This is a genomic window from Methanoculleus sp. UBA430 (assembly GCF_002506585.1).
Taxonomy (GTDB): Archaea; Halobacteriota; Methanomicrobia; order Methanomicrobiales; family Methanoculleaceae; genus Methanoculleus.
Map to the genome: position 1 here is coordinate 192561 of NZ_DAXW01000003.1, position 25835 is coordinate 218395.

General features: G+C 64.4%; 26 protein-coding genes. 16 read left to right on the forward strand and 10 right to left on the reverse strand.

Annotated elements, in window-relative coordinates:
• The first annotated feature begins 94 nt into the window (after window positions 1–94).
• Both thiM and thiE read left to right on the forward strand, forming a co-directional pair.
• Complete coding sequence (thiM, locus tag BRA49_RS02605) at window positions 95–934, forward strand: hydroxyethylthiazole kinase (RefSeq protein ID WP_292383191.1); 840 nt, start codon at window positions 95–97, stop codon at window positions 932–934.
• Window positions 934–1569, forward strand: a complete 636-nt coding sequence (gene thiE, locus BRA49_RS02610) for a thiamine phosphate synthase (RefSeq protein WP_292383193.1) — start codon at window positions 934–936, stop codon at window positions 1567–1569. The genes thiM and thiE overlap by 1 nt, the downstream gene beginning before the upstream one ends.
• On the opposite strand, the gene BRA49_RS02615 is transcribed toward thiE, so the two are convergent.
• On the reverse strand, window positions 1566–1934 hold the full coding sequence (locus tag BRA49_RS02615) for a nuclear transport factor 2 family protein (protein WP_292383195.1): 369 nt from the start codon (window positions 1932–1934) through the stop codon (window positions 1566–1568). The two genes, thiE and BRA49_RS02615, sit on opposite strands and share 4 nt — an antisense overlap.
• A gap of 93 nt (window positions 1935–2027) precedes the next feature.
• Here BRA49_RS02615 and tsaA point away from each other — a divergent pair, with 93 nt between their 5' ends.
• A complete protein-coding gene (tsaA, locus tag BRA49_RS02620; protein WP_292383197.1) occupies window positions 2028–2510 on the forward strand; it encodes a tRNA (N6-threonylcarbamoyladenosine(37)-N6)-methyltransferase TrmO in 483 nt (160 codons plus the stop codon).
• A 574-nt stretch (window positions 2511–3084) separates the two neighbouring features.
• Here the strand turns inward: tsaA and BRA49_RS02625 are convergent.
• The 3 genes from BRA49_RS02625 to BRA49_RS02635 form a co-directional block, all read right to left on the reverse strand.
• Window positions 3085–3243 (reverse strand): rubredoxin, encoded by a 159-nt coding sequence (locus BRA49_RS02625; protein ID WP_292383198.1) that lies wholly within the window; start codon window positions 3241–3243, stop codon window positions 3085–3087.
• An 85-nt stretch (window positions 3244–3328) separates the two neighbouring features.
• A complete protein-coding gene (locus BRA49_RS02630) occupies window positions 3329–4942 on the reverse strand; it encodes an ATP-binding protein (RefSeq protein ID WP_292383199.1) in 1614 nt (537 codons plus the stop codon).
• A gap of 86 nt (window positions 4943–5028) precedes the next feature.
• Window positions 5029–6411 carry an MFS transporter gene (locus BRA49_RS02635; protein WP_292383201.1) on the reverse strand — a complete coding sequence of 461 codons (1383 nt, stop codon included), beginning with the start codon at window positions 6409–6411 and terminating at the stop codon, window positions 5029–5031.
• 126 nt (window positions 6412–6537) lie between these two features.
• Here BRA49_RS02635 and BRA49_RS02640 point away from each other — a divergent pair, with 126 nt between their 5' ends.
• A complete protein-coding gene (locus tag BRA49_RS02640) occupies window positions 6538–7758 on the forward strand; it encodes an MFS transporter (protein WP_292383203.1) in 1221 nt (406 codons plus the stop codon).
• On the opposite strand, the gene BRA49_RS02645 is transcribed toward BRA49_RS02640, so the two are convergent.
• From BRA49_RS02645 to BRA49_RS02665, 5 genes are all read right to left on the reverse strand, one after another.
• A complete protein-coding gene (locus BRA49_RS02645; RefSeq protein ID WP_292383205.1) occupies window positions 7748–8122 on the reverse strand; it encodes a DUF5518 domain-containing protein in 375 nt (124 codons plus the stop codon). The genes BRA49_RS02640 and BRA49_RS02645 overlap by 11 nt on opposite strands.
• Window positions 8123–8188: 66 nt before the next feature.
• Window positions 8189–8527, reverse strand: coding sequence for a DUF5518 domain-containing protein (locus BRA49_RS02650; protein ID WP_292383207.1), 339 nt, complete (start codon window positions 8525–8527; stop codon window positions 8189–8191).
• 62 nt (window positions 8528–8589) lie between these two features.
• Window positions 8590–9534, reverse strand: coding sequence for a carbamate kinase (gene arcC, locus BRA49_RS02655; RefSeq protein WP_292383208.1), 945 nt, complete (start codon window positions 9532–9534; stop codon window positions 8590–8592).
• 4 nt (window positions 9535–9538) lie between these two features.
• Window positions 9539–10837, reverse strand: coding sequence for an arginine deiminase family protein (locus BRA49_RS02660; protein WP_292383210.1), 1299 nt, complete (start codon window positions 10835–10837; stop codon window positions 9539–9541).
• A gap of 5 nt (window positions 10838–10842) precedes the next feature.
• Window positions 10843–11007: a hypothetical protein gene (locus BRA49_RS02665; protein WP_292383212.1), complete on the reverse strand. Its 165-nt coding sequence runs from the start codon at window positions 11005–11007 to the stop codon at window positions 10843–10845.
• Between the two features lie 225 nt (window positions 11008–11232).
• Here BRA49_RS02665 and BRA49_RS02670 point away from each other — a divergent pair, with 225 nt between their 5' ends.
• On the forward strand, window positions 11233–11433 hold the full coding sequence (locus BRA49_RS02670) for a hypothetical protein (protein ID WP_292383214.1): 201 nt from the start codon (window positions 11233–11235) through the stop codon (window positions 11431–11433).
• Window positions 11434–11465: 32 nt separating this feature from the next.
• Here the strand turns inward: BRA49_RS02670 and BRA49_RS02675 are convergent, their stop codons facing one another.
• Window positions 11466–11957 carry a hypothetical protein gene (locus BRA49_RS02675; protein ID WP_292383215.1) on the reverse strand — a complete coding sequence of 164 codons (492 nt, stop codon included), beginning with the start codon at window positions 11955–11957 and terminating at the stop codon, window positions 11466–11468.
• Window positions 11958–12321: 364 nt separating this feature from the next.
• Here BRA49_RS02675 and BRA49_RS02680 point away from each other — a divergent pair, with 364 nt between their 5' ends.
• The 11 genes from BRA49_RS02680 (at window position 12322) to BRA49_RS02730 (ending at window position 25801) form a co-directional block, all read left to right on the forward strand.
• Entirely contained in the window at window positions 12322–13272 is a 951-nt protein-coding gene (locus BRA49_RS02680; protein WP_292383217.1) for an ATP-binding cassette domain-containing protein, read from the forward strand.
• A gap of 5 nt (window positions 13273–13277) precedes the next feature.
• Entirely contained in the window at window positions 13278–14114 is an 837-nt protein-coding gene (locus BRA49_RS02685) for an ABC transporter permease (RefSeq protein WP_292383736.1), read from the forward strand.
• Window positions 14115–14137: 23 nt separating this feature from the next.
• A complete protein-coding gene (locus tag BRA49_RS02690) occupies window positions 14138–14998 on the forward strand; it encodes a DUF4097 family beta strand repeat-containing protein (protein ID WP_292383219.1) in 861 nt (286 codons plus the stop codon).
• Between the two features lie 44 nt (window positions 14999–15042).
• A complete protein-coding gene (locus BRA49_RS02695) occupies window positions 15043–16023 on the forward strand; it encodes a chemotaxis protein CheW (protein WP_292383221.1) in 981 nt (326 codons plus the stop codon).
• A gap of 146 nt (window positions 16024–16169) precedes the next feature.
• A complete protein-coding gene (locus BRA49_RS02700) occupies window positions 16170–18530 on the forward strand; it encodes a methyl-accepting chemotaxis protein (RefSeq protein WP_292383222.1) in 2361 nt (786 codons plus the stop codon).
• A 10-nt stretch (window positions 18531–18540) separates the two neighbouring features.
• On the forward strand, window positions 18541–20844 hold the full coding sequence (locus BRA49_RS02705) for a hybrid sensor histidine kinase/response regulator (protein WP_292383223.1): 2304 nt from the start codon (window positions 18541–18543) through the stop codon (window positions 20842–20844).
• Between the two features lie 46 nt (window positions 20845–20890).
• The gene (locus tag BRA49_RS02710; RefSeq protein WP_292383225.1) at window positions 20891–22180 is read left to right on the forward strand and encodes a response regulator; all 1290 of its coding nucleotides are present in this window, start codon (window positions 20891–20893) and stop codon (window positions 22178–22180) included.
• 69 nt (window positions 22181–22249) lie between these two features.
• Window positions 22250–23632 (forward strand): PAS domain S-box protein, encoded by a 1383-nt coding sequence (locus tag BRA49_RS02715; RefSeq protein WP_292383226.1) that lies wholly within the window; start codon window positions 22250–22252, stop codon window positions 23630–23632.
• Window position 23633: 1 nt separating this feature from the next.
• A complete protein-coding gene (locus BRA49_RS02720) occupies window positions 23634–24062 on the forward strand; it encodes a GNAT family N-acetyltransferase (RefSeq protein ID WP_292383738.1) in 429 nt (142 codons plus the stop codon).
• A 62-nt stretch (window positions 24063–24124) separates the two neighbouring features.
• Window positions 24125–25228 (forward strand): DUF362 domain-containing protein, encoded by a 1104-nt coding sequence (locus BRA49_RS02725; protein WP_292383228.1) that lies wholly within the window; start codon window positions 24125–24127, stop codon window positions 25226–25228.
• Window positions 25229–25231: 3 nt separating this feature from the next.
• Window positions 25232–25801, forward strand: a complete 570-nt coding sequence (locus tag BRA49_RS02730; protein ID WP_292383230.1) for a flavodoxin family protein — start codon at window positions 25232–25234, stop codon at window positions 25799–25801.
• Window positions 25802–25835 lie beyond the last annotated feature (34 nt).

Below are 25835 nucleotides of genomic sequence, written 5' to 3' on the forward strand. Positions count from 1 at the left end.
CGCGACCCTGTCCAGGGATGGTATAAATAGGTGCGGCCCGCCGCTGCCCGGCGACCGGTTTTATGCAGTTGCCATAGAAACAATTAGGGTAGTTATGCCGGGCAACACGACAGAAGGCTCATCGGCACGCATGATGGACGGCGCTATCCCCGCCGGCCTCTTCGCCGCCGTGCGGGAGCAGCGGCCGCTTATCCACCACATCACGAACAGCGTCACGATCAACGACTGCGCGAACATCACGATCTCTACCGGGGCCGCCCCGGTGATGGCCGAGGCGCCCGAGGAGGTTGCCGATATGGTCGCCGCCGCAGGCGCCCTCGTCCTGAACATCGGGACGCTCTCGGCGGCGCAGGTCGAGGCGATGCTCGCTGCCGGGCGCCGGGCAAACGACCTCGGCATCCCGGTCGTCCTCGACCCGGTCGGTGCGGGGGCGACGCCGTTCCGGACCGAAACAGTGCAAAAGCTCCTCGATGCTCTCGATGTCGCCGTCCTGAAGGGGAACGCCGGGGAGATCGGCGTCCTCGCCGGGACCGGCGGGAGCGTCCGTGGGGTCGACTCCGGCGGAATCTCGGGCGACCCCGTCGCAACGGCGCGGGCGTGCGCCCGCCTGACCGGGACCGTCGTATCGATGACGGGAGCGGTCGACGTCGTCACCGACGGGAGCCGGGTCTACCTCGTCAGGAACGGCAACCCGATGATGGACCGCCTCTCGGGCACCGGGTGCATGGCCTCCTCGGTTACAGCGGCGTTCGTCGCGGTCGCGGACGATTACGCGGTCGCGTCGGCCGCGGCGCTCGCGGCTTTCGGGCGGGCAGGAGAGCGGGCCGTTGCCGGGGCCCGCGGCCCCTACTCGTTCAGGACAGGACTCTTTGACGAGCTTGCCGGGCTCACGCCCGACGACCTCGCCCGGCACGCCCGGATCGAGGAGCGGTGATGGGATACGACCTCTACGTAGTCACCGACGAGAAGATCGGCCGCGGCCGATCCCACGCGGAGCTTGCCCGGCAGGCCGTCGCGGGGGGAGCGGACGCGGTCCAGCTCCGTGACAAGAACCTCTCCGGGCGGGACCTCTTCGCGGCAGCCCTCGCCATCCGGGAGATTACCTCTGACGCCGGCGCCCTCTTCATCGTGAACGACCGCCTGGACGTGGCCCTCGCGGCTGGTGCCGATGGGGTCCACCTCGGCGCAGGCGACCTCCCCATTGGGCGGGCCCGACGGATCGCCCCGCCGGGGTTCATCATCGGGGCCTCGGTGGGGTCCACCGCCACAGCGGCCCGGGCCGCGGCGGAGGGGGCCGATTACGTGGCGCTCAGCCCGACGTTTGCGACCAACTCGAAAGACGACGCGGGCCCGGGCCACGGGCTCGCCATGCTCGCGGCGGTCCGGGCCGCGGTCCCCCTTCCCCTCGTCGCGATCGGGGGGATCACCGTGGCAAACATCGCCGACGTCATCGCCGTGGGGGCGGACGGGGTCGCGGTGATCTCGGCGGTCGTCGGCAAGGACGACGTCACCGCTGCCGCACGGGACCTCCGGGCCCGGATCGCCGCCGCAAAGGCGAAAAGGCGTTAACCCTCTGACTCCGGCTTCCGGAGCGCCGGGGTCCTCTGGTGGAAGACCGCCCGCCATCGGCCGCCGCTCCGGGCGTATACGGTCGATACGTAGAGCATCTGCGCGCCGAAGGAGACGGTATAGGCGAGGACGGCACACCCCTCCCCGACGGGCACGACTCTCGGGTTCATGACGGCATACTTCGGAAATTCGTTGGGATTCTCCACGAGATCACGGAGGATCCCTTCCCTGTCCAGGATGCCCCAGGGGCTGACGACGAGGGCTTCCGGCGCGAGATAATCACGGTAGAACTCTACGTCCCGGGTGTCAGCAGCCTTCCAGGCTCGCTTCTCGATATCGGAGAGAACCGCTAACAGGTCTTCCATAGAGAGCATGTGAACGCATGGGACGATAATAACCGTTTCCCATGTCAACCCGGATGCAAACCCTCTTCGCCTCGCCGGCAAGAGAGGTACCCCATGACCGGGATCACCTTCACCCCCGTCGGCACCGTCCGCTCCCCGTTCCACGACCCCCGCAATATGCCCATCCAGCCCCTTGGCGCCCGGGGGGTCCGGGGCACCATCGAACTCGACCCGGTGTATGCCGCCGGACTAAGAGATCTCGCCGGATTCTCGCGGATCATCCTCCTCTACCACTTCCACCGCTCGGAGGGGTACGCGCTCGAGGTGGTCCCGTTCCTCGATAAAACACCGCACGGCGTCTTTGCGACCCGGGCGCCCCGCCGCCCCAACGCCATCGGGCTCTCGATTCTCAGACTGGTCGCCGTTGACGGCACGACGCTCACCGTCGAGGACGTGGATATCCTGGACGGCACCCCGGTCCTCGACATCAAGCCCTACGTCCCGGCGTTCGACGCCTACCCTGACGAACGGTCCGGGTGGCTGGCCACCACCGGCGATGACCCCCGCACCGTGCGGTCGGACGACCGGTTCTGCTGACCGGCACAGCATTTATCCGGCTCCCGGCCGCAGGGGCGAATCGATGAATGCCGACGATATCCGGGAAGAACTCGTCTTTGTCGCCCGGGAAGCCGCCCTCGCCGCCCGGTGCTCGGGATACACGCCGACGCGCTTGTCCCCCTTCTCTTCTCGCTCCGCTACGGAGGCGACTGGAGCTACGCCGCGGAGGGGGTCGCTGCGGGCAATTCCTCCCCCCGCTTGCGCAGGGGGTCTCCTTGCCCGTTCGAGATGAATCCATCATCTCTTCACCTCATCGCCCCGACCGGTCGCAACGTCGACGGGGGCACGGCACCCATGTACCCCGGAGGGATAAGTACTCCGGTCAGGAGAACGGAGACGACGTCTCCTGCCGGCAAGACCATTGAGGACAAAGGACACCGGTTCCACCGGATTTCGGGGCCGTGCAGCAGAATTCCGCCCGATGAGGCAGCCGGCAGAGCGCCCCGCCGGTCGGGATATCTGCGGGGGGAACTCCGGGCTTCCAGTTCAGGTGAGGGAAACCGTTCCCTCACAGGGAGGCCTGAACAGTGATCAAGAATTTTGTATCTGTGGATCAGAGCTTCGAGAATCGGCTCTTCGGCGCACCGCACCGGGGGCACCGCCAGGTGTCCGGAAGGTCTTCGAAGGCCGTATTCGCCGCGACGCCATGGGCGGAGTCGCCAATCGCAGGGTTATAGACGTAGCCGCAGAGATTGCACCGGTAGGAATCCATCGAGCATTCACCTTCTTCCCCTCCCGGCTCGCGGCCGGCGGGGGCACAGACTGATCGTCGACCCCTGAGAGGATAAGCGCTCCGGTCAGGGGGCCGGGAAGTAGAGTTCCTTTCCGGTGCAGCCGTCGAGGACGATCGAGCGCTCCCCGTGCTCCGACACAAACCGGATCGCGTAGACCGGGTAGTAGATCGTCTGAAAGTCGACGATCTCCGCCGTCGGCTCAAGCCCCTTCAAGACGGTCCGGAACGAGGCCTCCGTAACCTTCGCCCCGGGGCGGGTACCCCGGAACGGCTCCATCGGGAGGTCCGCCCCCCGCCGGAGGGCGGAGAGCGCCGGGATCTCTTCAGCAAGCAGGGGCACGTAGACCACCGCATCGCCCATCGTCTTCATCTCCGTGATGAGTTTCGCCTTCGTCAGGCTTTTTAGGGCTTTCTTCACCACGTCGGGCGCAAGACGGGTCTCGGCCTCGATCTCGATCTGTGTCGATCCGCCATTCGCGAGCCCGGTGACAACCTTCACCGCGGCCTCGTCAAGCCCCAGGAGTTCCGAGAACCCCGGCCTGACCGTCAGCCCCCGGTCCACCTCAACGACGCTGCCGGTCTCGCCGTCGATGACGAACGATGCCGTCCTTGTCGCCTTCCGGATCAATCCGCCGATGTAGCGGACCTCAACCCGGTGAAGCGGCCGGTAGACCAGAACACCCGAGACGATCCGCTCTTCAGGCTCGAGGAGAAAAAATCGGCGTTTCCGTCTCGCCATGGCAATATCAAGTGCCTCCTCGCGGAGGAGCACCGGGACCACCGCCTCACCGGAGGCGGGCGGCTTCACGTCCACCGGATCACTCTTCGGGGGCGGATCGCTCTCACGCGGTGGATCGCTCTTTGGGGGAGTACGGGTCTCGGGCAGGGCCGCCGGCATGACCGGAGGAGCGGGCGTGAGGCGGGGTGTCAGCCCCCGGTGCTCGCACAGCCGCTGCCCGAAGCGCATCTTCACTTTCTCCCGGGAGAGCCCGCCCATGACGAAGAACTCCCCGGGCTCGAGATCCGCGAGTTCTTCGACCTCTTTGCGGGACGAAAAGAAGAGGCTGACCGCTTTTAAGTCGTTCTCGATCGAGAGTTTCCCGATGATCTGGCTGTTGCACTGTGAGAGGACATTCTTCGTCACGAGCGACGGCCGCTGGGTCGCGACTAAGAGGCCGAGCCCGCGCTTGCGCCCCCGGCGGGAGATCTCCTCGATCTTCTTGATAGAGGTCCCCGACTGGGGAATGAACTTATCCGCCTCCTCCACGATCAGCAGGAAGGGCTTCTTTAACTCGCTCTCCAGGTCGTAGAGAACATCGGCGAGGAGGACCACCTGTTCCTGCATATTGGTCTCCGAGACGTCGAAGATCACCGCCGACCGGGAGCAGATCGCGCTCTGCATCAGTTCCCGGAGGTTCGCCCGCCCGATATCCACGTCGCAGTCGTTCCCTGAACCGATCCAGAGGAGAGGGAACCGGTCCCTGAGCGAGGAGTACTCCCCCTCCGTGTCGATGAGGCAGAACCCGACCCGTGCCTGCAGGAGCCGCTCACAGAGGACCGCGATGCCCCAGCTCTTCCCGGCACCCGACTGCGCGATGATACAGGTCCTTCCCGTGACCAGTTCCTGGGCATCGACGGCAATCTCCCGTTCACCGGCCCTGCCGATTGCGAGTTCCATCCGATCAAGAGATCACAGGATGTCGGGAGTTTTAACGGTTTCTTTTGGAACCAGAGGGCCACGTTTGCAATATACGTCACCCGTTATCAGACGTTGTTTCTTCGGAGCGAGAGGAGAACGCCGAAGGCCGAGAGGACCGCGAACGCGAGGAAGACCAGCCGGAGGCTCAGCAGAAACTCCGGGAATACCGCCGGCGTAACGACGGTCGCCCCCATGATGACCGCAAAAACCACGAGCACCGCTCCCATGCTCAGCATCATGCCGAGCGACCGCACCATTGCCGTCATCGCGGATGCGCACCCGTAATCCCGCTTCGTGACAGAGCCCATGATGGCGGTGGTGTTCGGGGATGAAAAGAGCCCGACCCCCACACCCAGCAGGACCAGAAGAGCGACAATCGCGGCGACCGGCGTCGTCGGAGAGAGGAGGGAGAAGCCGAAGAGGGCCACGGCCGAGAGCGCGATCCCCACCGAGGCGACGACCCCGGGCTGTATCCGGTCGGCGAGGCGGCCCGAGACCGGGGCGACGAAGACCTGGATCACCGGCTGGACCAGGAGCAGGGTGCCCGCGGCGACGGGTGCGTAGCCCCGGACGTACTGAAGGTAGAGGGAGAGGAGGAACCCGACCGCATACGTGGCGCTGTAGTTAATCAGGGCGGCACCGTTCGAGGCGGCAAAGACCCGGTTCTTCTCGATGAGCGATACCGGGAGGAGGGGGCAGGGCTGCCGCCGCTCCACCCGGAAGAAGACCACCCCAAGGACGACGGCTGCCGCGAGGAGCGCCAGACCGACCGGGGTGGTCGCAGAGGCCAGGCCCAGGAAAAGGCAGAGGATCAGGGCGGAGGAGAGGACCATCCCGGGAGTGTCGAAGTGCTCCTGCTGCTGCTCGTTCAAGAACGCCGGGAACTTTTTCGCGTAGAAGAGAGCCGGGACGGCGAGGAGCGCGGTCATGATGAAGATGCTTCGCCAGCCGAAGAACTGGGTCAGGACACCCCCGAGGAACGGCCCGAGCGAGAGCCCGGCGTAGACGGCGGTGACGTTCAGCCCGATAGCGGTGCCACGTTCGCCGGGCGGGTAGAGGTGGGTGATCAGGGCCACGCTGTTTGCGTAGATCATGGCGCCGCCGGTCCCCTGCAGGAAGCGGAAGACGAGGAGCAGTTCGAGCGTGGGCGTGAAGATGGTGAGGAGGGAGCCGGCGGTGTAGACGACGACCCCGAGCAGGAAGACGGTGACCTTCCCCCGTGAGTCGCCGAGCCTCCCTGCCGGGAGGAGGAAGATGACCGACGCGAGGAGGTAGGTGCTGGAGATCCAGGCGAGCGCGGCGGCGTCGGCAGAGAACTCACCGCCGATAGCAGGGAGGGCGAGGTTGATCGCGGAGCCCGTGAACGGGTTGAGGAACGTGACGACGGTGACCAGCAAGAGGATGAATCTTCGCGAGTAGGGTTTTTCGTCTTCCTGCTTCATTGCCATCGCCCATACCCCCTGCCGGGAGTGTATGACTAGGTATTTGCGGCAAACGCAAATAAGGACACTGCTGCTGCCCGTTTAGATCCCTGCAGTATCTTTTAATGAGAATACCTCCCCAACATCCCCGGGATGCCTCAACCACCCCCGGAGACCCGGCAGGAGGTCCGCGACCTCTCGATCCGGCTCATCCTGCTGCTCGGCATGGTGAGCCTTCTGGGGAGCCTGATCTCGAACGGCGCCCGGAGCGTCACCGGCCCCTACATCCTCCTCCTCGGGGGGAGCGCGGCCGTCGTTGGTCTGGTCGCCGGATTCGGCGAGTTCATAGGCTACGCGTTGCGATCCGTCAGCGGCGTCTACATCGACCGGAATCACCGCTACTGGGTGGTGGCGATGGCCGGCTACGGCCTGCTCGCCGCCATCCCCCTCCTCGCCTTCACCGGACGATGGGAGGCTGCGGCCTTCCTCATCATCGCCGAACGGATAGGAAAGGCTGTTCGGACGCCTGCACGGGACACGATCCTCTCCCACGCGACGACGGCCATCGGGAGGGGATGGGGTTTCGGGGTTCATAAGGCGCTCGATCAGGTCGGTGCGGTCATCGGCCCGCTGGTGATGGTCGCGGCCCTCGTCCTCACCGGCGGCTACACCGCGGGGTTTCTCCTCCTCGGGATCCCTCTCGCCGGTGTTGTGATAATGCTCCTCTTCGCCCGGTCGGTGGTGCCGAGGCCGGGACGCCTGGAGATGAACGGAGGGACCATGGAGGAGGGGGGCGGTCTGCCCGGGATCACGCCATACGCCGCGTTCATCTTCCTCAGCATGGCCGGATTCACCAGCTTCCCGCTCATCTCGTTCCACTTAAAAGCCCTATCGCTCGTCCCCGATGCCGCCATCCCCCTCTTTTATGCCTCGGCGATGATGGCCTCAGTCGTCGTGGCGCTGCTCATCGGGCGGTCCTTTGAGCACATCGGCACCCATCTCCTCCTCGCCATCCCGGCCCTCAGCACTGCGACGGTCCTGCTCGTCTTCTCGCCCATCCCGGGTGCAGCGCTCGCGGGAGCGCTCGTCTGGGGGGCCGGGGTCGGGATCTTCGAGACATCACTCCGGGCATCGATTGCAGAGTCCACGACGGCGGCACAGAGAGGACAGGTCTACGGCACCATGAGTGCGGTCTTCGGGACAGCGTGGTTCGTGGGAAGTGCCGTAATGGGCGTCCTCTACGACGTATCGATCGGGCATATCGTCGCGTACGTCGTCATCGTCGAGGCTGCGGCGCTGATCGCCTACATCTGGATGTATCGCTCGCGCATCGCGGTGAGGTTCCAGGAGGGGATCGGTGACCTCATCTCGTAACCTTGCGGCGCGATTCCGTCCATGCCTTGAGCGCCCCCCCGATTGCGCCGCCGAGAGCGCCGAAGAACCCGAAGTAAAGGGCCAGGGCGAAGAGGAGGACGGCGATCCCGAGGCCGATGAGGGTGCCGATGGGGCCGAGGAATGCCGTCCCCCCGATGACGGCGATGATCGAGAAGATTGCGGCGACGATGAGTCCGCCCATGAGCCCACCGAGAGCGCCCCTGACCGCTCCCGGGGGCCCGAGGTAGCCGCCGATGATCCCCCCGACGATCGGGCCCCCTACCGGGAAGAAGGGGCTTACAACGAGCATGAAGATGAGTCCCACCAGCGTGGAAACCCAGTACGAACCGCCGTCCTCTGCCACTACCCACCTCCCGGTTGAGAAGAGCCGGGGAGGATCGCCCCCCGGTGATCACCCCGTGTTACCGTCCTATCGCCGGATCGCTCCCGCGATGACGCCGCCAATCAGGGAGAGAAGCCCCTGGTAGACGAACGCCGCCACGATAATGACGAGCGATGTGCCGAGGCCCGCGATGAACCCGAACGCCCCGAGCAGGACCGTGCCGCCGACAAGGAGCAGTACCGCGATGACGATGGCACCGAGGATGCCGGCAAGAAGCCCGGCCTTTGCGCCGTTCGATATCCCGCGTCCCGACATCCAGCCGGCGACGAACCCGCCGACGAGCGGCCCGATGACCGGCAGCAGAAAGCCGAGAATAAGCCCCACAAGCCACCCAACGATGACACCAGTCCAGAAGTTATCAGCCATATCGTTCCATCACCGCCGGGAATTCGGAGATGTAGTATATAAGTTTAGGGGTCGGGCGCCGGTCAACGGCGTATCCGGGTCCCGGCCCGCCCGGCAAGGGCTGCGGTGGCTGAACCTAGTGATCCGATGGTCACCCGGTCCCCCCCGGCATCGAGGAACCCGACGGCAGCCTCGATCTTCGGCCCCATGCTCCCGGCAGGGAACTGCCCCGCGAGAAGGTGCCGTCTCGCCTCGGCGACCGTCATCTCGGAGAGATCCTGCTGGTCCGGCCGCCCATAGTTCAGGGCAACGCGCTCGACATCGGTCAGGATCAGGAGGTCGCCGGCGCCGACGAGCCGGGCGAGAAGCGCCGCGGTGTAGTCTTTGTCCACCACCGCCTCGACGCCCCGGAGGGTGCCCCCGGGACCCTTGATTACCGGGACGCCGCCGCCGCCCGCGGCGATCACGACCACCCCGGCCGAGGAGAGCCGGCGTATCGCCTCTCCCTCCACGAGGGCGATCGGGCGCGGCGAGGGGACCACCCGCCGGTAGCCCTGCCCCGGCATCTGCACCATCCGCCAGCCCTTCTCGGTTTCGAGCCGTTTTGCCTGCATCGCCGTGTAAATCGGCCCGATAGGTTTCTCCGGAATCTCGAACGCCGGGTCGGCAGCCGCGACCAGGGTCCGGGTGAGCACCGTCGCGATCGGGCAGTCGACCCCCGCCGCAAGAAGCGCTTCCTGCATCGACTGCGCGAGCATGTAGCCGATCATCCCCTGACTTTCCGCCCCACAGACATCAAGCGGCATCGGCGGGAGGATATCCTTTGTCAGTTCGTTTCGGAGGAGAATATCCCCCACCTGGGGCCCGTTCCCGTGCGTGATGACGACGGCGTAGCCGTCGCCTGCTATCTCTGCGATATGCCGCGCAGCGCAGCGGACATTTGCGAACTGCTCTTCGGCCGTCCCTGTCTCCCGGTGACGCAGGATGGCGTTCCCGCCGAGCGCAACTACCACGGCCTTTCCCGCCATCCCACTACCCCCGCTCCAGCGTGCAGGTCATGCAGTGGGGGCCGCCGTAACCCCCCGTCAGGTTCTCAAGGCGGAGTGGACGGACCTCGATACCGTGCCGGGAGAACTCCTCCTTGTGCGGGAAGAACCGTCCGGTGTTCCTGATCCGGCGGTAGTCCTCCTCCGCCGCGCGGAGGAGCCGCCCGTAGCGTTCCGGATCGCGCGTGGCCTTCCGTTCCAGGTTCTGGAGAACCATCCGCATCACCCGCTCCCCCTCCACCGCAAGGATGCACCCGTCGCGGATGCAGAGGATGTTCGCGGCGTAGGAGAGCTGCTCCAGGATCGAGAGGTCGATCACCGAAAACCCCTTCGACCTGACATAATCGTAGAGGCTCACGGTCTCGCCCGCGGGCTCGTACTCCCTGCCCGCCCGGGAATAGACGTCGACCTGCGCCCGTCGAAGGAGGACCTCAGAGCCGATCACCACCCCGCTTCCCGCGACGTTGAAGTAGGTGTCCAGATGCATATCGACCATCGGGTCGGGCCGGTCGCTCGGGATGAGCGGGTGGCCCGGCTGGTGGACGACGCCGATCTCGTCGTAGCTGGGGGTGCAGTCGAGGAACTGGCATACCCCGGCATGGTTTGTCCGGTCTCCGGTGCCGACGAGGGCGAACTCCCCCATCGGCATGAAGTCCCCGCCCTCGAAGGTCCCGGGCTCCTCGACCGTCCCGGCGACCGGGATGCCGAGGATCTCCCAGAGGAATCGGGTAATCTCCGGTTCCCGGGCTCGCTGCTGTTTTGCCGGCCGCGCGACGACGAGGCCGCAGTCGGTCACTGCCTGCTGGTCCCGCATGAAGTAGAGGTTTGCAAGCGGCTCCTGCCCCGGTATCCGGACGTCCACCCCGCCCCGGGGGTGCCCCCGTCCCACCTCGAGGACCGGGTTCAAGAGGAGGAGAGTGAAGAAGTGCAGCGAGTCCAGTCCGTCGGCGTTCTGCTCCATGCTCCGGCGCGCCGCCGCCACCTCTTTCACGTCCCCCCGGATGGTGACGGTCTCGTACGCCCAATCGACGAGCCGCCGCCGCACCGCCGGGTCGCGGTCGGCGGATTCAAGGACCGTCTCCTTGAGGTGCAGCACCCGGACGCCGAACTCCTCGCGGAGGGTGCGGGTGAGCGCATCGTGCTCCCGGCGCGCCTCGTACCGGCTGAACGCCCGCTCGTAGAGCGCTGTATACGGCTCGAGCAACCCGAAGAACATCTCGACCCCCGGCCGGTGAACAGCAACCGTCCGGAGCGGCTCCCACTCCGCCCGCACGCCCGTTATCATACTCTTCATCCTCCATGCCGGGGAGCAATGAAGAAGTACGCGATCATCACCCCGGCAGCCGTTGCTGCCGCGAGGATCCAGTTCACCCGCCCGCTGAGAGCAAAACTGATGCCGGAATAGATGGCAAACACGAGAATGCCGTAGAGGAGGGTTCTTGCATACCGATGCATCGTATGAGTCCTCTTGCCGGTGAACGGATAAACCTGCCGCGGACCGGGACCGGAGATTCAGGCGAGTTATCACCGTCAAAACAAGAAACTACGCTCTCAACGCTGTCCATCGCCTCCCGGGGAGGCGGGCAGAGCCATCCCCGGGGTCTGAAACCGCAATAATTATTATTCGGGGGAACAACCGACTCACAAGAGATACTATCCACAACCCCGGAGGTGTTCACCTTGAAGATCAGACGTTATAAGTCTCCCATCTCAACGACCGCAAAACCGTTCAGGATAGTGCGGCGGCTGCAGCGCAACCCGACCTACACCCCGCTCAGGACCGGGCCGGTGGTGAACGCCGCCGTGCTCGCCGCTCTCTCGGCGACATCGGCCATGTCCGGGCTGACGCTCGGGGTCTGCATCCGCCTTGCAGGGCTGTGAGACCGCCATCAACACCGCCTTTTTTGGGCCCGTCATAACCCGATGAGATCCATCACCCGGAGCCCGAACAGGACCATCCCCGACCGTAGCGCCCCGAGGAGGGTTTCGCCTTCGATTGTGACGGTGCCGTTTCGCATCGCCGCCCGGAACGTATCAAACGGTTGGTTTGACGCCATGACGTCCTCCACCACTGTGGAGTCGGCGGTCACCGTGACGAGCGGGTCCGGGCAGCCCTTTGCGTCGAACTGCACGATCTTCCGGTCGTGAAAGGTGATTCCGATGACCAGAACGCCGTCGGGAGAGACGACGTGAAGGTTGACCTTCTCGGCTTCGAACGGCCCGGTCACCCACCCCGGCAGCCGACCGGCATACTCGTTGTAGGTCAGGGTATACTCCCGCATCGCAAAGAGGAGGTTCACCTCTTCCGGGGTCATATCGGCGTTATCGACCACGAGCCCGCCCGTCCCCGCCACAAGCGTCAGCACTGCCAGGAGGGCGAGAACCACCCGGAGAGCCGGGATCACCGCAACCCCTCCGTCCGCTCCCCGCCTTCCGGTGCGCCGGTGCCGGGAGTGATGCTACACCCGGATAGAGTCCCCTGGTTGCCCCTGCGGGCGAGCGAATAGCAGCCGTACATGCCGTCTCTGAGGAGGAGTGAGGAAGTTCAGGTATTTCAGAATATCTATCCGCGCCCCACGGGGGAGGGGGGCCGGAACGGGTTTGCCGCCCGGGACCGCACCCCGGGGTGCAGGCAGGGCGACCGGGGCCGAGATCGCGCGGACCCCGCGTGGAAGGGCGCATCCGGGCGGGGAAAAGGAGATATGGCGGCACCGTGTATGGAGAGTTAAGAAGCGCGGACAATCTCTGTACCCGGGCAGATGGTGACCTGTGGAAGAGGATAATATCATCGAGGTGCGGGACCTCGAACATACGTTCAACGGTTTTGCTGCGGTGCGCGGCATCAGTTTCACCGTCAGGAGAGGCGAGATCTTCTCGTTCCTCGGCCCCAACGGCGCAGGAAAGAGCACCACCATCAACATCCTGACAACGCTCCTCCCCCTTCAGAAGGGTACGGTGCGGGTGGCCGGCTACGACGTCGCACGGGAACCCGGGAGAGTCCGGGAGTCCATCGGCATCGTCTTCCAGGACGATGTGCTCGACCGCGACCTCACGGTCCGGGAGACGATGGAGTTCCACGGACGGCTCTACGCCATTCCCCGCGACGAGCGGCGCCGACGGATCGACGACCTGCTCCGGGTCGTGGAACTCGGCTCAAAACGGGACGAACGGACGAAGAACCTCTCCGGCGGCATGAAACGGCGGCTCCAGATCGCCCGGGGGCTGATGACCCGGCCGGAGGTCCTCTTCCTGGACGAGCCAACGCAGGGGCTCGACCCCCAGACACGGATGCGGATGTGGGAGTATATCCGGCAGGTGAACGGTGCCGGGACGACGATCTTTTTGACGACACATTATATGGATGAGGCTGATATGCTCTCGGATCGGATCAGCATCATCGACCACGGCAAGATCGTTGTCTCCGGCACCCCGGGAGAACTGAAGAACACCCTCGGCGAGGACGTCGTCTACCTGGAGACGGCAGACGACATGAAGGCCCGGGAGAGCCTCCGGGGGGTCGGGGAGATTCAATCTATCACCGAGTCACCCCGCGGCCTCTCGATCACGATCTCGGCTGACGGGAGCCACTGCCTCCCGCGGATCGTCGATGCGGTGCGTGGCGCCGGGATCGGGATCTCGAGCGTGAACCTCAAGAAACCGACGATGGACGACGTGTTTGTCTACTACACCGGCAGGGAACTGCGGGATGAAGGGGCATGACTGCCATGGCATGGGAGTTCCTCACCGTCTACTGGCGCGAGATGATCCGATTTGTCCGGTTCAGGACGCAGCTCCTCTCATCGCTCCTGCAGCCGGCGCTCTGGATGGCGTTTTTCGGCGTCGCGATGTCCTCGAACTTCAACCGGTTCACCTCCGCCATTCCGGCCCCGGCTGGCATCGTCCCGGTCGACTACCTCACCTTCATGGCCGCCGGGGTGATCGCGATGACAACCCTCTTTACGAGCCTCTTCGGGGGGATCAGTCTTCTCTTCGATAAGAACTGGGGGCTGATGCGGGAGATGCTCGCGAGCCCCATGCCCCGGACCCACATCATGCTGGGGGTCAGCCTCTCGGGGATGACGAAGTCGTTCATCCAGGTGGCCATTATCATGGCGTTCGGGCTCCTCCTCGGGGTAGAGTTCTTCCCCGGGTTTTCGGCCACGCAGATCGCCCTCTCGGTCCTCGGCATATTCGTCTTCGTCGGCGTCTTCTCGCTCGGGTTCCTCCTCTTCTCCTCAACCATCTCAATGCGCCTCGAGAGCCCGGAGGGGCTGCAGGGGATCATCACGCTCCTCACCCTGCCACTCTTCTTCGTCTCGAACGCCCTCTACCCCATCCAGGCGTTCCCGCCGCTCTTACAGGCTCTCTCGATCTACAACCCGCTCACCCACCTGGTCAGTGGGGTCCGCTACTTCGCCCTCGGGAACGACTTCTTCGCCGTCGGCGCGCGCTACTCCTACACCACGACCGACGTCCTCGTATCGTTCGGTTACCTCGCGGTCTTTGCGGCGGTGATGTATCTCCTCGCCCGCCGGACGTTTGAGAAAGCGGTAGTAACATAAGAACAACCAAGAGAAGGGTGAACATGCAGGGAACCAGGTATGCAATGCTGGTATTGCTGGTCCTCGCCGTCGTCGCCGGCTGCGTCGGGGTGCCGGGCCTTGAGACGACGGAAGGATTCAACCAGACGGTCACGGTGGAGCCGGATAGCGATCTCGTCGTGATCAACCGGAACGGCGGCGTGACCGTGAACGTCCGGGAAGGGGAGACTGTCGTCGTCAGTGCGGTCAAACGGTCCGTCTACGGCCAGGGCGAACTTGATATGGTCCGGATACAGGTGACGGAGGGCGATCCTCTCCGGATCGAGACGGTGTATACCGGAACAGTAAACCCGCGGGTGAGCGTCGACTTTACGATAGAGGTGCCCCCCACGCTCGTCCTGCAGATGGTGGAGAGTTCGAACGGCCCGATCGACCTTGCAGGGGTGCGGGTGAACGCGACAGAACTCCGGACATCAAACGGTCCCGTGCGGGTTCGCGGCGCTCCCGGCGGTGACATCACGGCGGCCACCTCGAACGGACCGATCGAGGTGCGGGGCGCCGAAGGCTACGTCACCGCAAGGACCAGCAACGGCGGGATCACGGTGGAGGGGTCCACGGGAGTTGCAGAACTGCAGACCTCGAACGGCCCGATCGCGGCCGAGATCCCTGCCGTCCGGGGTGATGTGGCGATCACCACAAGCAACGGCCGGGTAGCACTCCGGCTCGCGGAGGACCTCGACGCCAGGATCGTCGCCACCACATCGAACGGTCGAATCGCGGCTGGCGACCTCCCGCTCCTGGCGAGCGAGTCGTCGGGTACCCGGATAGCGGGCACGCTCGGCGACGGAGGGGCGACGATCGCCGTCACCACCTCGAATGGGAATATCGATCTTTCGGGGCTCTGAACCCCGTAACCTTTTACCCGTACGTGACCAACCTTCGAACATCCATGAACCGCCCGCACCTCCTCTACTTCACCGTAGAGGGGATATCCTGTGCACTCCCGCTTGCCGATACCCGGCAGGTCGTCGGCATGGTGGCCCTGCAGCCGGAGACCGGCGGGCGCAGGGGAGTCGCCGGGACCATGAACCTGCACGGCAGGATCGTCCCGGTCTACTCGATCCGGAGACTCCTCGGTCTCCCGGAACGTCCTCCTCTCTCCACCGACGTCCTCATCATTGCTCACCCCGGCAAAGACTGTGTGGCCCTCTGGGTTGATGGGGTTCGGGGGGTGCGGATGAGCGCAAAACCCCTCCTACCCGGGGACACGCCCCCTCTCCCCGGCGTGCTGGTCGCGGAAGACGAAACAGTCCTCATCCACGATCTTCCGGCATTCCTTGCGGCAGACGAGAGCGGACAGTTCCCCCATCTTCCGGGCGGGGTCGAGGCCGGTGAAAAGGAGTCGGCCGATGATCCCGGGAGAGCCGGAGGTATCCTCACCAGCCGGGCGCAAGCGATCGCCCGGCCGAACGAGGAGCCGCGTGAGACCCGGTTCTCGGAGATCCTCACGTTCCGGCTCGAAGGTCGGGAGTACGCCATCGAGACGCAGTACATCCGGGAAGTCTTTATCATCCGCGAGATCACCCCGGTTCCCGGGACGCCCGCTTTCATTGCCGGGATATGTGCCGTCAGAGGGGAGATCATCTCCGTCGTCGATCTCCGCACGCTCTTCGCGATCCCGAAACACGGGCTGACGGACCTCAACCGGGTCATCGTTCTCACTAACGGGACGATAACCTTCGGAATCCTTGCGGATTATATCACGGATATCGGTACCAGGCCGACCGACCGGTTCGCTCCCATAGTTCCCGGCACGACACCGATCAAGCAGCGGTATCTCCTGGGGACCGCAGACGGATCGACGATCGTCCTCGACGCGGGGGCGATCCTCGCCGATCCCGTGATGGTGGTGGACGAAAACGGAAACTGAGACCGCATAACGATCGTTATTGAAAAAATCCACGCGAAACCGCTTATTTTCCAAAGGAACATTATTTAATCCCGCGTGTTCATCACTTAATTGAGCCGTAGAGGAACAAGCGGAGCGGATATACCATGTTCACATTTTTTTCTGACATGAAGGTCGGAACGAAGATTCTCGTCATCTGCCTATTTCTAGCGATCATTCCGGCGCTTATGCTCGGCGTGGTAGCGTATACCAGTTCGAGCGGTGTGATAAACGACCAGATTGAGACGTTGCTTGAGACACAGGTGCACGATGCGAAGGGATGGACCAACGATGTCTACAAACTCACGCGCAACAAAGTGAACAGCGACCTCAACGTCCTCCGGGAGAACTTCTATGCCCGGGGCACTCCCGAGATCATCGACGGGAAACTGACGTTGGTGGGCGCCAACGGCGATCCGTATACCATCAACGATAACTTCGAGATCGTCGATCAGGTCCAGTCTCTGGTCGGCGGGGCGGCGACGGTCTTTCAGGTGAACGACAACAACGCCGTCCGGATCTCCACAAACGTCATCGGGACCGACGGCAGCCGGGCGGTCGGGACCGAGCTGACTCAGAACGTCTACGACGTCGTGGTGAGCCAGGGGGAGACCTATTACGGGAGCAGGGACCTCTTCGGTAAACGTTACGTCACGGCATACGAGCCGATAAAAGACAGCAGCGGCAAGATCGTCGGGGTCCTCTTCGTCGGGACGGAGGAGGGGGAGACGCTCGACGTCGTCAGGGCGAGCCTCAGAGACACGGTCATCGGCAGCAACGGTTACATGTTCGTCATCGACAGCACGGGAGAGGTCCTCGTGCACCCGTCCCTCGAGGGAGAGAACTGGTCGGACGAAGGCTTCGTCCGCGAGATGATCCAGAACAAGGTCGGGGTCATCCGCCACCAGATCGACGGCACCGACATCATCGATGCCTACACCTACTACGAACCGCTCGACTGGTACATCGTCTCGCGCGCCGAACTCTCCGACTTCACCGGACCGATCGATACCATCCGGAACACGATCATCGTCGTCCTCCTTGCCTCGATCGCGATCGGCGTCGTGATTGCCATCCTCTTCGGCCGCTCGATCTCTGAGCCGCTGCAGCAGGTGGTGTTGATGCTCAAAGAGCTCCGCAACGGCCACCTCTCCGCCCGGCTCAACATCAAGCGGCAGGACGAGATCGGGGTCATGGCTAAAACGATGGACGAATTCGCCGGCGACCTCCAGACAAACGTCGTCGGGAACCTCAAAAAGATCGCCCTCGGCGAGTACGTCAAGGAGTTCCCGGTCACCGACGAAGGCGACGAGATCCGGCCTGCGCTCGCGCTGATGGTCCAGTCGCTCGACCACCTCCATAAAGAGACGATCAAACTCACGGATGCTGCACGCGCGGGCGACCTCTCCATCCGTGGCGACGAGACGGCATTCCGCGGCGGCTACCGGATGATCATCGCCGGGTTCAACAAGACCCTCGAGTCGATCACGGAACCGGTGAACGAGGCGATGCGGCTTGCCAGGTACTACGCTTCCGGTGACTTTACCGCCCGGTTCGACGAGAAGATCCCGGTCGCCGGGGAGTTCGTCGCTTACCGCGACGCCCTCAACACCATCGGGATCGAGCTCTCGCGGCTGATGAAACTGATCAGCGAGGAACTCTACGAGGGCGTCTCGGTCCTCTCCCTGGCATCGAACGAGATCCTGGCGGTCACGACCCAGCTCTCCGCGGCCAGTTCGCAGACCGCCGCAACGGTGAACGAGACCTCGGACTCGGTCGAGAGCGTCAGGAAGAAGACCGAACTTGTGAACCAGAAGACAAAAGGTGTCTCCGAGAAGGCGATGCGGGCGCTCGACGTCTCAAAGGACGGCCAGAAGTCCGTACGCGAGATCCTCGAGGGTATGAACCAGATCCAGCGGCAGATGGATATCGTCCGGATGAACGTTATCCGGCTCTCGGAACAGAGCCAGGCGGTCGGCGAGATCATTGCAACGGTGACCGATATCTCCGAACAGTCCAACCTGCTCGCGGTGAACGCCTCTATCGAGGCTGCAAAGGCCGGGGAGTTCGGGAAAGGGTTTGCGGTCGTCGCAAACGAGATTCATAACCTTGCCGAGCAGTCGAAGAAGGCAACCTCGAACATCCGGGTCATCCTCACCGACATCCAGCAGGGAGTCTCCTCGACGGCGGTCTCGACCGAGCAGGGGATCCGGTCCGTGGCGGACGCAGCCCGGTTGACGAGCAACGCGCAGGAGGCGATCGAGGTGCTCGCCCGGTCGATCGCGGACACTTCGCAGGAGGTGATCGAGATCGCGGCCTCGATCCAGACGCAGGCGTCAGGGATAGACCAGATCTCCCGCGCGATGGAGAACATCCGCGACGCGGCACAGAAGAATCTCGAGACCACCCACAAGGCGGAGAAGACCGCAGGGGACCTGCACGAGCTCGGTGGCCGCTTGAAGAGGATCACCCAGCAGTACCGGGTCTAACACGGCTGCCATGACGGGATCGGACGAAGCATTTCGCGCCCGCCTCCTCGAGACGTTCCGCGAGGAGGCGGACGAGTATCTTGAGGCGATCACCGGCGGACTGCTCGAACTCGAGAAGGGGGGGCTCGAGCCCGAACTGGTTGAGTCGGTCTACCGCAGGATCCACAGCCTGAAGGGAGCAGCGCGTGCGGTCAATCTCCGGGAGATCGAGTCGGTCTGCCAGAACCTCGAGACCGTCTCCTCTCTGGTGAAACGAGGCGAGTACACTCCCGGGGAGGACGACTTCGACCTCTTCCACCGGACGCTCGCGGTCGTGAAGGCGCTTCTCCGGGGAGAGCGACCCGATGCCTCACCGGCGGAGATCATCGGGGCGCTCCGGGCCCTTCCCGAAGGCAAGAAGTCGGCCGGCGACGAGAAACCTGTCGGGGACGGCCGGCGAGACGAACCGGGTCCGGCCCCGGGGGAGAACCGCGCTCCCGGGACGGCTGAAAGCCGCAACGGCGGCGAAACGACCCTGCCGGGGTCGGACGGCGGCACCGTGAGGGTTGCGGCCCATAAACTCGACCGGCTCACCGCCGGGGCCGACAGCCTCCTCACGACACAGCTCTTCATCACGCAACGGATACGCGATCTCGAGGAGATGATGACCCGGTTCACCCTCTGGCAGTGGAACCACTCCCAGGCGTTCAACGACCTGCACCTGATCCGCAGAAGGGCGTTCGGTGAAGAAAGGGCGGCGATCCCTCCCGACCTTATCCTGCCGCTCCAGCGAGCGGTCGAGTTCCAGGAGTACAACCGGGAGTTTGTGGCCAATCTGCAGCACGATCTCGCCATGCACCTCCGGGCGATGGAGATGGACCAGACGGCGCTCAAAGCGAGCATCTCCGAGATCTCCGACCTGGTTCACGATGCCGCACTGTTGCCGGCTTCGAGCATGCTCGCGCCGTTCTCTGCGTTCGTGAGAGAGTTCTCCCGAACCTCGGGGAAATCTGTCGACCTCACGATCGAGGGGGGTGAGATCGAGGTCGACCGGCGTATCCTCGACGCGTTGAAGGAGCCCGTCACGCACCTCATCAGGAACAGCATCGACCACGGGATCGAGGACCCGGAGACCCGGCTGGCCCGGAAGAAGCCGGCCAGCGGAACGGTCCGGATCCGGGTCTTTCCCCGCTCCGGCAGCAGGGTCGGTATCGAGGTGGCCGATGACGGTGCCGGCATCGACAGCAGTGCTATCCGGAGGACCGCTCTTGAGAACGGGGTGATCACGATGGACGAGGACGCGGCCCTCACGGACAGCGAGGCGATCTGGCTCATCTTCAAGTCGGGGATGACGACAAGCCGGATCGTCACCGACCTCTCCGGGAGAGGACTCGGCCTTGCGATCGTGGAGGATGCCGTATCCCGCCTCGGTGGGGAGGTGACGGTCTCCTCGACTCCAGGGAGAGGAACTACCATCACCTTCTTCGTCCCGGTGAGGATGACCACCCTCCGCGGGCTGCTCGTGCGCTCGGAGAGGCAGGTGTATGTCCTCCCGATACAGCAGGTGAAGCAGGTGCTCCGGGTGCGCCCCGACTCTCTCGCCATCTCCAGGAGCCGGCCGACGATCCGGGTATCGGGGGAGACGATCGAGGTCATCCGGCTCACCGACGCCCTGGGGGTCCCCGCGGCCGGTCCGGCACCGGAAAAGGGGCGTCCGACACCCCTGGTCATCATCGCATACGGGGCGGGACAGATCGCGTGCATGGTTGATGAAGTGATCCGGGTGCAGGAGATCGTCGTCCGGCCGCTCGGGAGCCAGCTCCGCTCCGTCCGGAGGATCGAAGGAGCCGTGATCCTCGGGGATGGGAGCGTGGCACTCGTCCTCGACCCGCTTGAACTGATTCAGGACGCAATGCAGGCAGATCGGCCGGCGCCGGCACCTCGACTCCCGGGAGAGACGGGGCAGCGGATCCTCGTCGTGGAGGACTCGATCACCTCGCGAGTCCTGCTTCAGACGGTCCTTGAGAGAGCAGGGTACCGTGTAGAGACTGCCGCCGACGGTGTCGACGCACTCGCAAGATTTAAGCAGCATGAGTTTGATATGCTCGTTTCAGATGTGGATATGCCCCGGATGAACGGTTTTTCGCTCATCGAGAAGATTCGTGCCGAAGCCCGACAGACTGCCGATCTCCGGGTGGTAGTCGTCACTTCTCTCGACTCACCCGAAGACCGGGAGCAGGGGAAGGCAGTCGGGGTAGATGCCTATATTGTCAAGAGCAGTTTTGAGACGAAAGGCTTTCTTGAGACAATCCGTCGCCTGATGCATCGCCGCTGACAGAGAGGGAGCAATTACTATGAAAGAACGAGGAGAAAGAACGCCAATGAGCATTCTGGTGGTGGAAGATAGCCGGACGCAGGCAGAATATCTTCGCCACATTCTTGAGACGGAAGGATACGACGTCACCCTGGCTGCAGACGGCGCCACGACGCTACGGCGGATTGAGGCCGCACCACCCGACATCGTTCTGACCGACGTCCTGATGCCCGGGATGGACGGGTACGAACTCTGCCGCCGGATCAAGCAGATGAATGCGGAGATCCCGGTTATCATGGTCACCAGCCTCTTCGACCCTGCCGACGTGATGAAGGGGCTCGAATCCGGGGCCGACAGTTTCATCGTCAAGCCCGTCACCCCCGGGCACGTCCGCACCCAGATCGAGGCTGTCCTGCGGACGGCGGAGATGCCCGACCCGGACGGTTCTCCGGCAGGACTGGAGGTTCCCTTCTCCGGCAGCGTGTATACCATCTCCGCCGGAAGGCTCAAGATCCTCAACACCCTCCTCTCAACGTATTCTATCGCGGTGACGAAGAACACCGAGCTCCAGGAGGTGCAGGAACAGCTGCACTCCTTAAACGATCAACTCCAGGAGGCCGTCGGGGATCTCTCGCGCAGCAACGAGAGCCTTGTGGCGGAGAACCAGGAGCGGAGACGTGTGGAGAAGGCTCTCGCGGATGCGAACAGAAAGCTCCAGCTCATGGCGAGTATCACCCGCCACGATCTCTTGAACCAACTCTCGGCACTCTGGGGATACCTGGACCTGGCTCTCACGCTGCACGAGCGGGAGCCGGCGAACGCGTGGCGTCATGTCGAGAGCGCCAGGGGGATCGTCGATCGGATCAGCAATACCCTCCGGTTTACTGCCGAGTATCAGGATGTGGGAGCCGCGTCCCCCGTCTGGCAGGAGGTCCGATCGCTCGTGGAGCGAGCGGAGAAGTACCTCACGATGGGGACGATAACCCTCGAGAACGCCGTTCCGGTGGGGGTGGCGATCTACGCTGACCCGCTCATCGAGAAAGTCTTCTCAAACCTCATCGAGAACGCGCTGCGCTACGGGGGGACGATCACCACGATCACCTTCAGCCTCAGGCAGGAGGGGGATGCGTTCACCATCATCTGCGAGGACGACGGGGTAGGGGTCGCTCGCGACGAGAAGGAAAAGATCTTTACCTATGCGCACGGCATGAACACCGGCCTCGGCCTCTTCCTCGCCCGGGAGATCCTCGCCATCACGGGGATCGCAATCAAAGAGACGGGAGTGCCGGGGAAGGGAGCACGGTTCGAGATCCGTTGTCCGGCGGAGGTGATCCGTGTCGACGGCCGGGGCGCCTGACGGGTGCGGAGCGTGGCGCCGGGACTCCCGGTGCCGATCCGGTCTATTCATACACCGGCAGGCCCCCTCATGAACGCCGGAAACCCCCTCGCCGTCTCCTTCTCCGGCACACGGAACCGGATCGCGGCCATCGCCGTGCTGACGGCGCTCACCCTCGGTGGAAACCTGCTCGGCCTGCTCCTCGGCGCACCGGAAGGGCTCCTCCCCCTCCCGGCCCTCCCGCTCAGCATCCCGATCATCCTCGCGAGTTACTGGTACCCCCGGCGCGGTCTCCTCTTCTCCGTATGCCTCGCGGCCGCCTACGCCGTCACGGTCCTCCTCCTCTCTCCGCCTGATCCGCTGCTCCCGCTCACCATTCTCCCCCGTGCGGTCTTCCTCATCCTCATCGGCGGGGTGGTCGCGCTCCTCTCGTCGAGGCTCCGGGAGTCCGAGCAGCAGATGAACCAGATCATCGAGTTCCTGCCTGACGCGACGTTTGCCATCGACCGCGAGGGGAGGGTCATCGCCTGGAACCGCGCGATCGAGGAGATGACCGGGGTGAAGGAGGAGGCCATCCTCAACCGGGGGGACCACGAGTACGCCATACCCTTCTGCGGGGAGCGGCGGCCACTCCTCGCAGACCGGGTCCTCCAGAGCCAGGGGGAGCAGCCGCAGGTTCTCGTCTCGGAGAATACCATCCCGCGTCTCCGCGACGGGAAGGGAGCGCACCTCAGATCCGCGGCGACCGCGCTCATCGACGCAAACGGCAATGTCGCCGGAGCCATCGAGTCCATCCGGGACGTGAGCGATCAGGTGATGATGGAGGCCGCGCTCCAGAACGCCAGCCGCCAGCTCAACACCCTCTCGGGGATCCTGCGCACCGATCTCTCCAACCGCCTCGCCGTCCTGTACGGGCACCTCTCGGTGGGCGTGATGAAGTTCGACGACCCGGAGATCCTGTCGTTCATCGGCGACCTGAACAACGCTGCGAACGGTATCCGGCGGCAGATCGAGATCTCCCGCGAGTTCCGGGATATCGGGACGTCGCCGCCGGCATGGGTGCCCGTGCAGGAGACCGTCAGGCAAGCTGCCGCCGGTCTCACCTTCGGGACTGTCTCCCTCGAAGTGTGGACGGAGCGGCTCGAGGCCTTCGCCGACCCCCATCTCGGCACGGTCTTCTCCCACCTCTTTGAGAACTCGCTCGCTCCGGCAACGGGGGCGACCCGGATCGTCGTCACCTACCACCTGCGCCCGGAAGGTTGTGCAATCATCGTCGAGGATGACGGGACCGGGATCCCCGACGCAGAGAAGGAGGGGCTCTTCGTCCAGAAGGCGGAGGGATACGGGCACGGACTCTTCCTCGCTCACGAGATCCTCGCCATCACCGGGATCACGATCCGCGAGACGGGAACACCCGGCGAGGGGGCGAAGTTCGAGCTCCTGGTGCCGTCAGGGGGGTACCGCATTGTCTGAGATGGTCCGTGAGCTCAGAAGCGCAGAGTTCCCGCTCGCCGACGAGGTCTGGCGCGACTACCACGGTATGACCGGTGATCCGGGCAGGGACAGGATCTTTGCAGTCTTCCTCGCCGGACGGATCGTCTCCCTCGCCCGGTGCAGGAGGCACCCCGACGGCAGCATGGAGGTCGACGGCGTCTTCACGCCCGAGGCCTGCCGCGGGAGGGGGTATGCCCGCATGGCAGTGAGCGCTCTCGTCGTGGCCTGCCACAACGACGATCTCTACATGTACGCGGTCGAGAGCCTCGCGGGGTTTTACGCGGAGTTCAGGTTCATCTCGATACCGGAGCGCGACCTCCCTCCCGCCATCCGGGAGCGCTACACCTGGGCGGCGGGGAATATGGAGGGCGCGGAGGTCCGGCCGATGCGTCGCAGAGCAGGGTTGTGAGCAGACCCCGCAACCCTTATCTCCTGTCGACCAGAGATTACTCGCACGGGAGCCGATAAAGAATGGCAGACGTCTATTTCGCGAATCTCCGGGCGAGGAGCCACCACGAGAGCAAAGTCCAGAAGATCCGCCGTCTCTTCGATGCGGCCGGGTTCGGCGAGGCGGTCCGGCAGGGGGACCTTACGGCGGTCAAACTGCACGTCGGGGAGCGGGGGTGCGACACCTACCTGCACCCGGTCTTTGTCCGGCAGGTGGTCGATAAGGCGAAGGAGAGGGGGGCCCACCCGTTCATCACCGATACCGGCACCCTCTATGCAGGGAGCAGGGCCGACGCCGTCAGGCACACCGTCACCGCCATCGAGCACGGGTTCGACTACGCGGTCGTCGGCGCCCCGGTGATCGTCGCCGACGGCCTTGCCGGCGGCTACTGGGGGGAGATTCCCGTCGAGGGGAAACGCTTCCAGAGCGTTAAGATTGCAGGGAATATCCTCGCCGCCGACAGCATGATCGTCCTCTCGCACGTCAAGGGCCACGACACCGCCGGGTTCGGCGGCGCTATCAAGAATCTGGCGATGGGCTGCGCCCCGCCCCGGGGGAAGGCGGAGCAGCATGCTGCCCGGCCATGCCTGGAGAGCGGGAACTGCATAGGGTGCGGCATGTGCACCATGGTCTGCCCGCAGGCGGCGATGACGGTCGTCGACGGGCGGGCAAAATTCAACCCTGAGCACTGCGTCGGGTGCGGCGACTGCGTGCGCTCCTGCCCTGAAGGGGCGATCGACTTCGACTGGACGACGGAGATCCGGCCGTTCATCGAGCGGCTCTGCGAGTACGCCCTCGGCGCTGTCCGCGGCAAACCCAGGCGGGTGGGCTACATCAATTTCCTTCTCAACATCACCCCGGACTGCGACTGCGTCCCGTGGAGCGATGCGGCAATTGTCCCCGATATCGGGATCCTTGCCTCGACCGACCCGGTCGCGATCGACCACGCGAGCTTTGACCTGGTCAACAGCGAGCGGGGGTTTGCCCGGACACACCTTGCAGCGAACTTCGCGCCGGGGGAAGACAAATTTAAGGGGGTCTGGGACTACACGGACGGCGAGTACCAGATCGATTACGCGGCCTCTATCGGACTTGGGGAGGCCGATTACCGGCTGATCGAGGTGTAAGAGATGACGAACGGAAACGTGCTGCTCCTCTGCGGGAGCCCCCGCCTTGAGGGGAACACCGCACTGGTGCTCAGGGAATGCGCAAAGACCCTCGAGGGCGAGGGGCTTGAAACCGAGACCGTGCTGCTTGGACAGACGCGGATACTCTCCTGCACGGCCTGCGGCCTCTGCAGCGCCGGGGAGTGCGCTCTCGACGACGGTTTAAACGAGATCATCGAAAAGACCCGGGAGGCTGACGGTTTCATCGTCGGCACCCCGGTCTACTTCGGGACGGCGCGGGGAGACGTCACGGCGGCGCTCCAGCGGATAGGGATGGTCTCGATGGCCTCGGACTCCTTCCTCTCGCGGAAGGTGGGCGGCCCGATCGCCGTGGCGCGCCGGGGCGGGCATACCACGACCCTCCAGGAGCTGCTGATGTTCTACCTCATCAACGATATGATCGTGCCGGGCTCGACCTACTGGAATATAGTCTTTGGGCACGCGCCAGGCGAGGCTGCAGGCGACGAGGAGGGGATGCGGACGGTCCGGCGGTTCGCCGAGAACGTGGCGTTCCTGATCAAGAAGCTGCGGTAGGAGACCGGAGAAGAACCTTTTTCCATCTGCCCGG

Bases quoted from the DNA above. Each gene is read 5' to 3' on its own strand.
- arcC (WP_292383208.1), bottom strand. From the start codon at position 9,534: ATGGCGGGAAAGGCCGTGGTAGTTGCGCTCGGCGGGAACGCCATCCTG.
- tsaA (WP_292383197.1), top strand. From the start codon at position 2,028: ATGACCGGGATCACCTTCACCCCCGTCGGCACCGTCCGCTCCCCGTTC.
- BRA49_RS02625 (WP_292383198.1), bottom strand. From the start codon at position 3,243: ATGGATTCCTACCGGTGCAATCTCTGCGGCTACGTCTATAACCCTGCG.
- BRA49_RS02705 (WP_292383223.1), top strand. From the start codon at position 18,541: ATGACGGGATCGGACGAAGCATTTCGCGCCCGCCTCCTCGAGACGTTC.
- BRA49_RS02690 (WP_292383219.1), top strand. From the start codon at position 14,138: ATGCAGGGAACCAGGTATGCAATGCTGGTATTGCTGGTCCTCGCCGTC.
- BRA49_RS02685 (WP_292383736.1), top strand. From the start codon at position 13,278: ATGGCATGGGAGTTCCTCACCGTCTACTGGCGCGAGATGATCCGATTT.
- BRA49_RS02640 (WP_292383203.1), top strand. From the start codon at position 6,538: ATGCCTCAACCACCCCCGGAGACCCGGCAGGAGGTCCGCGACCTCTCG.
- BRA49_RS02615 (WP_292383195.1), bottom strand. From the start codon at position 1,934: ATGGAAGACCTGTTAGCGGTTCTCTCCGATATCGAGAAGCGAGCCTGG.
- BRA49_RS02715 (WP_292383226.1), top strand. From the start codon at position 22,250: ATGAACGCCGGAAACCCCCTCGCCGTCTCCTTCTCCGGCACACGGAAC.
- BRA49_RS02710 (WP_292383225.1), top strand. From the start codon at position 20,891: ATGAGCATTCTGGTGGTGGAAGATAGCCGGACGCAGGCAGAATATCTT.
- BRA49_RS02730 (WP_292383230.1), top strand. From the start codon at position 25,232: ATGACGAACGGAAACGTGCTGCTCCTCTGCGGGAGCCCCCGCCTTGAG.
- thiM (WP_292383191.1), top strand. From the start codon at position 95: ATGCCGGGCAACACGACAGAAGGCTCATCGGCACGCATGATGGACGGC.
- thiE (WP_292383193.1), top strand. From the start codon at position 934: ATGGGATACGACCTCTACGTAGTCACCGACGAGAAGATCGGCCGCGGC.
- BRA49_RS02665 (WP_292383212.1), bottom strand. From the start codon at position 11,007: ATGCATCGGTATGCAAGAACCCTCCTCTACGGCATTCTCGTGTTTGCC.
- BRA49_RS02695 (WP_292383221.1), top strand. From the start codon at position 15,043: ATGAACCGCCCGCACCTCCTCTACTTCACCGTAGAGGGGATATCCTGT.
- BRA49_RS02630 (WP_292383199.1), bottom strand. From the start codon at position 4,942: ATGGAACTCGCAATCGGCAGGGCCGGTGAACGGGAGATTGCCGTCGAT.
- BRA49_RS02725 (WP_292383228.1), top strand. From the start codon at position 24,125: ATGGCAGACGTCTATTTCGCGAATCTCCGGGCGAGGAGCCACCACGAG.
- BRA49_RS02720 (WP_292383738.1), top strand. From the start codon at position 23,634: ATGGTCCGTGAGCTCAGAAGCGCAGAGTTCCCGCTCGCCGACGAGGTC.
- BRA49_RS02660 (WP_292383210.1), bottom strand. From the start codon at position 10,837: ATGATAACGGGCGTGCGGGCGGAGTGGGAGCCGCTCCGGACGGTTGCT.
- BRA49_RS02700 (WP_292383222.1), top strand. From the start codon at position 16,170: ATGAAGGTCGGAACGAAGATTCTCGTCATCTGCCTATTTCTAGCGATC.
- BRA49_RS02635 (WP_292383201.1), bottom strand. From the start codon at position 6,411: ATGGCAATGAAGCAGGAAGACGAAAAACCCTACTCGCGAAGATTCATC.
- BRA49_RS02650 (WP_292383207.1), bottom strand. From the start codon at position 8,527: ATGGCTGATAACTTCTGGACTGGTGTCATCGTTGGGTGGCTTGTGGGG.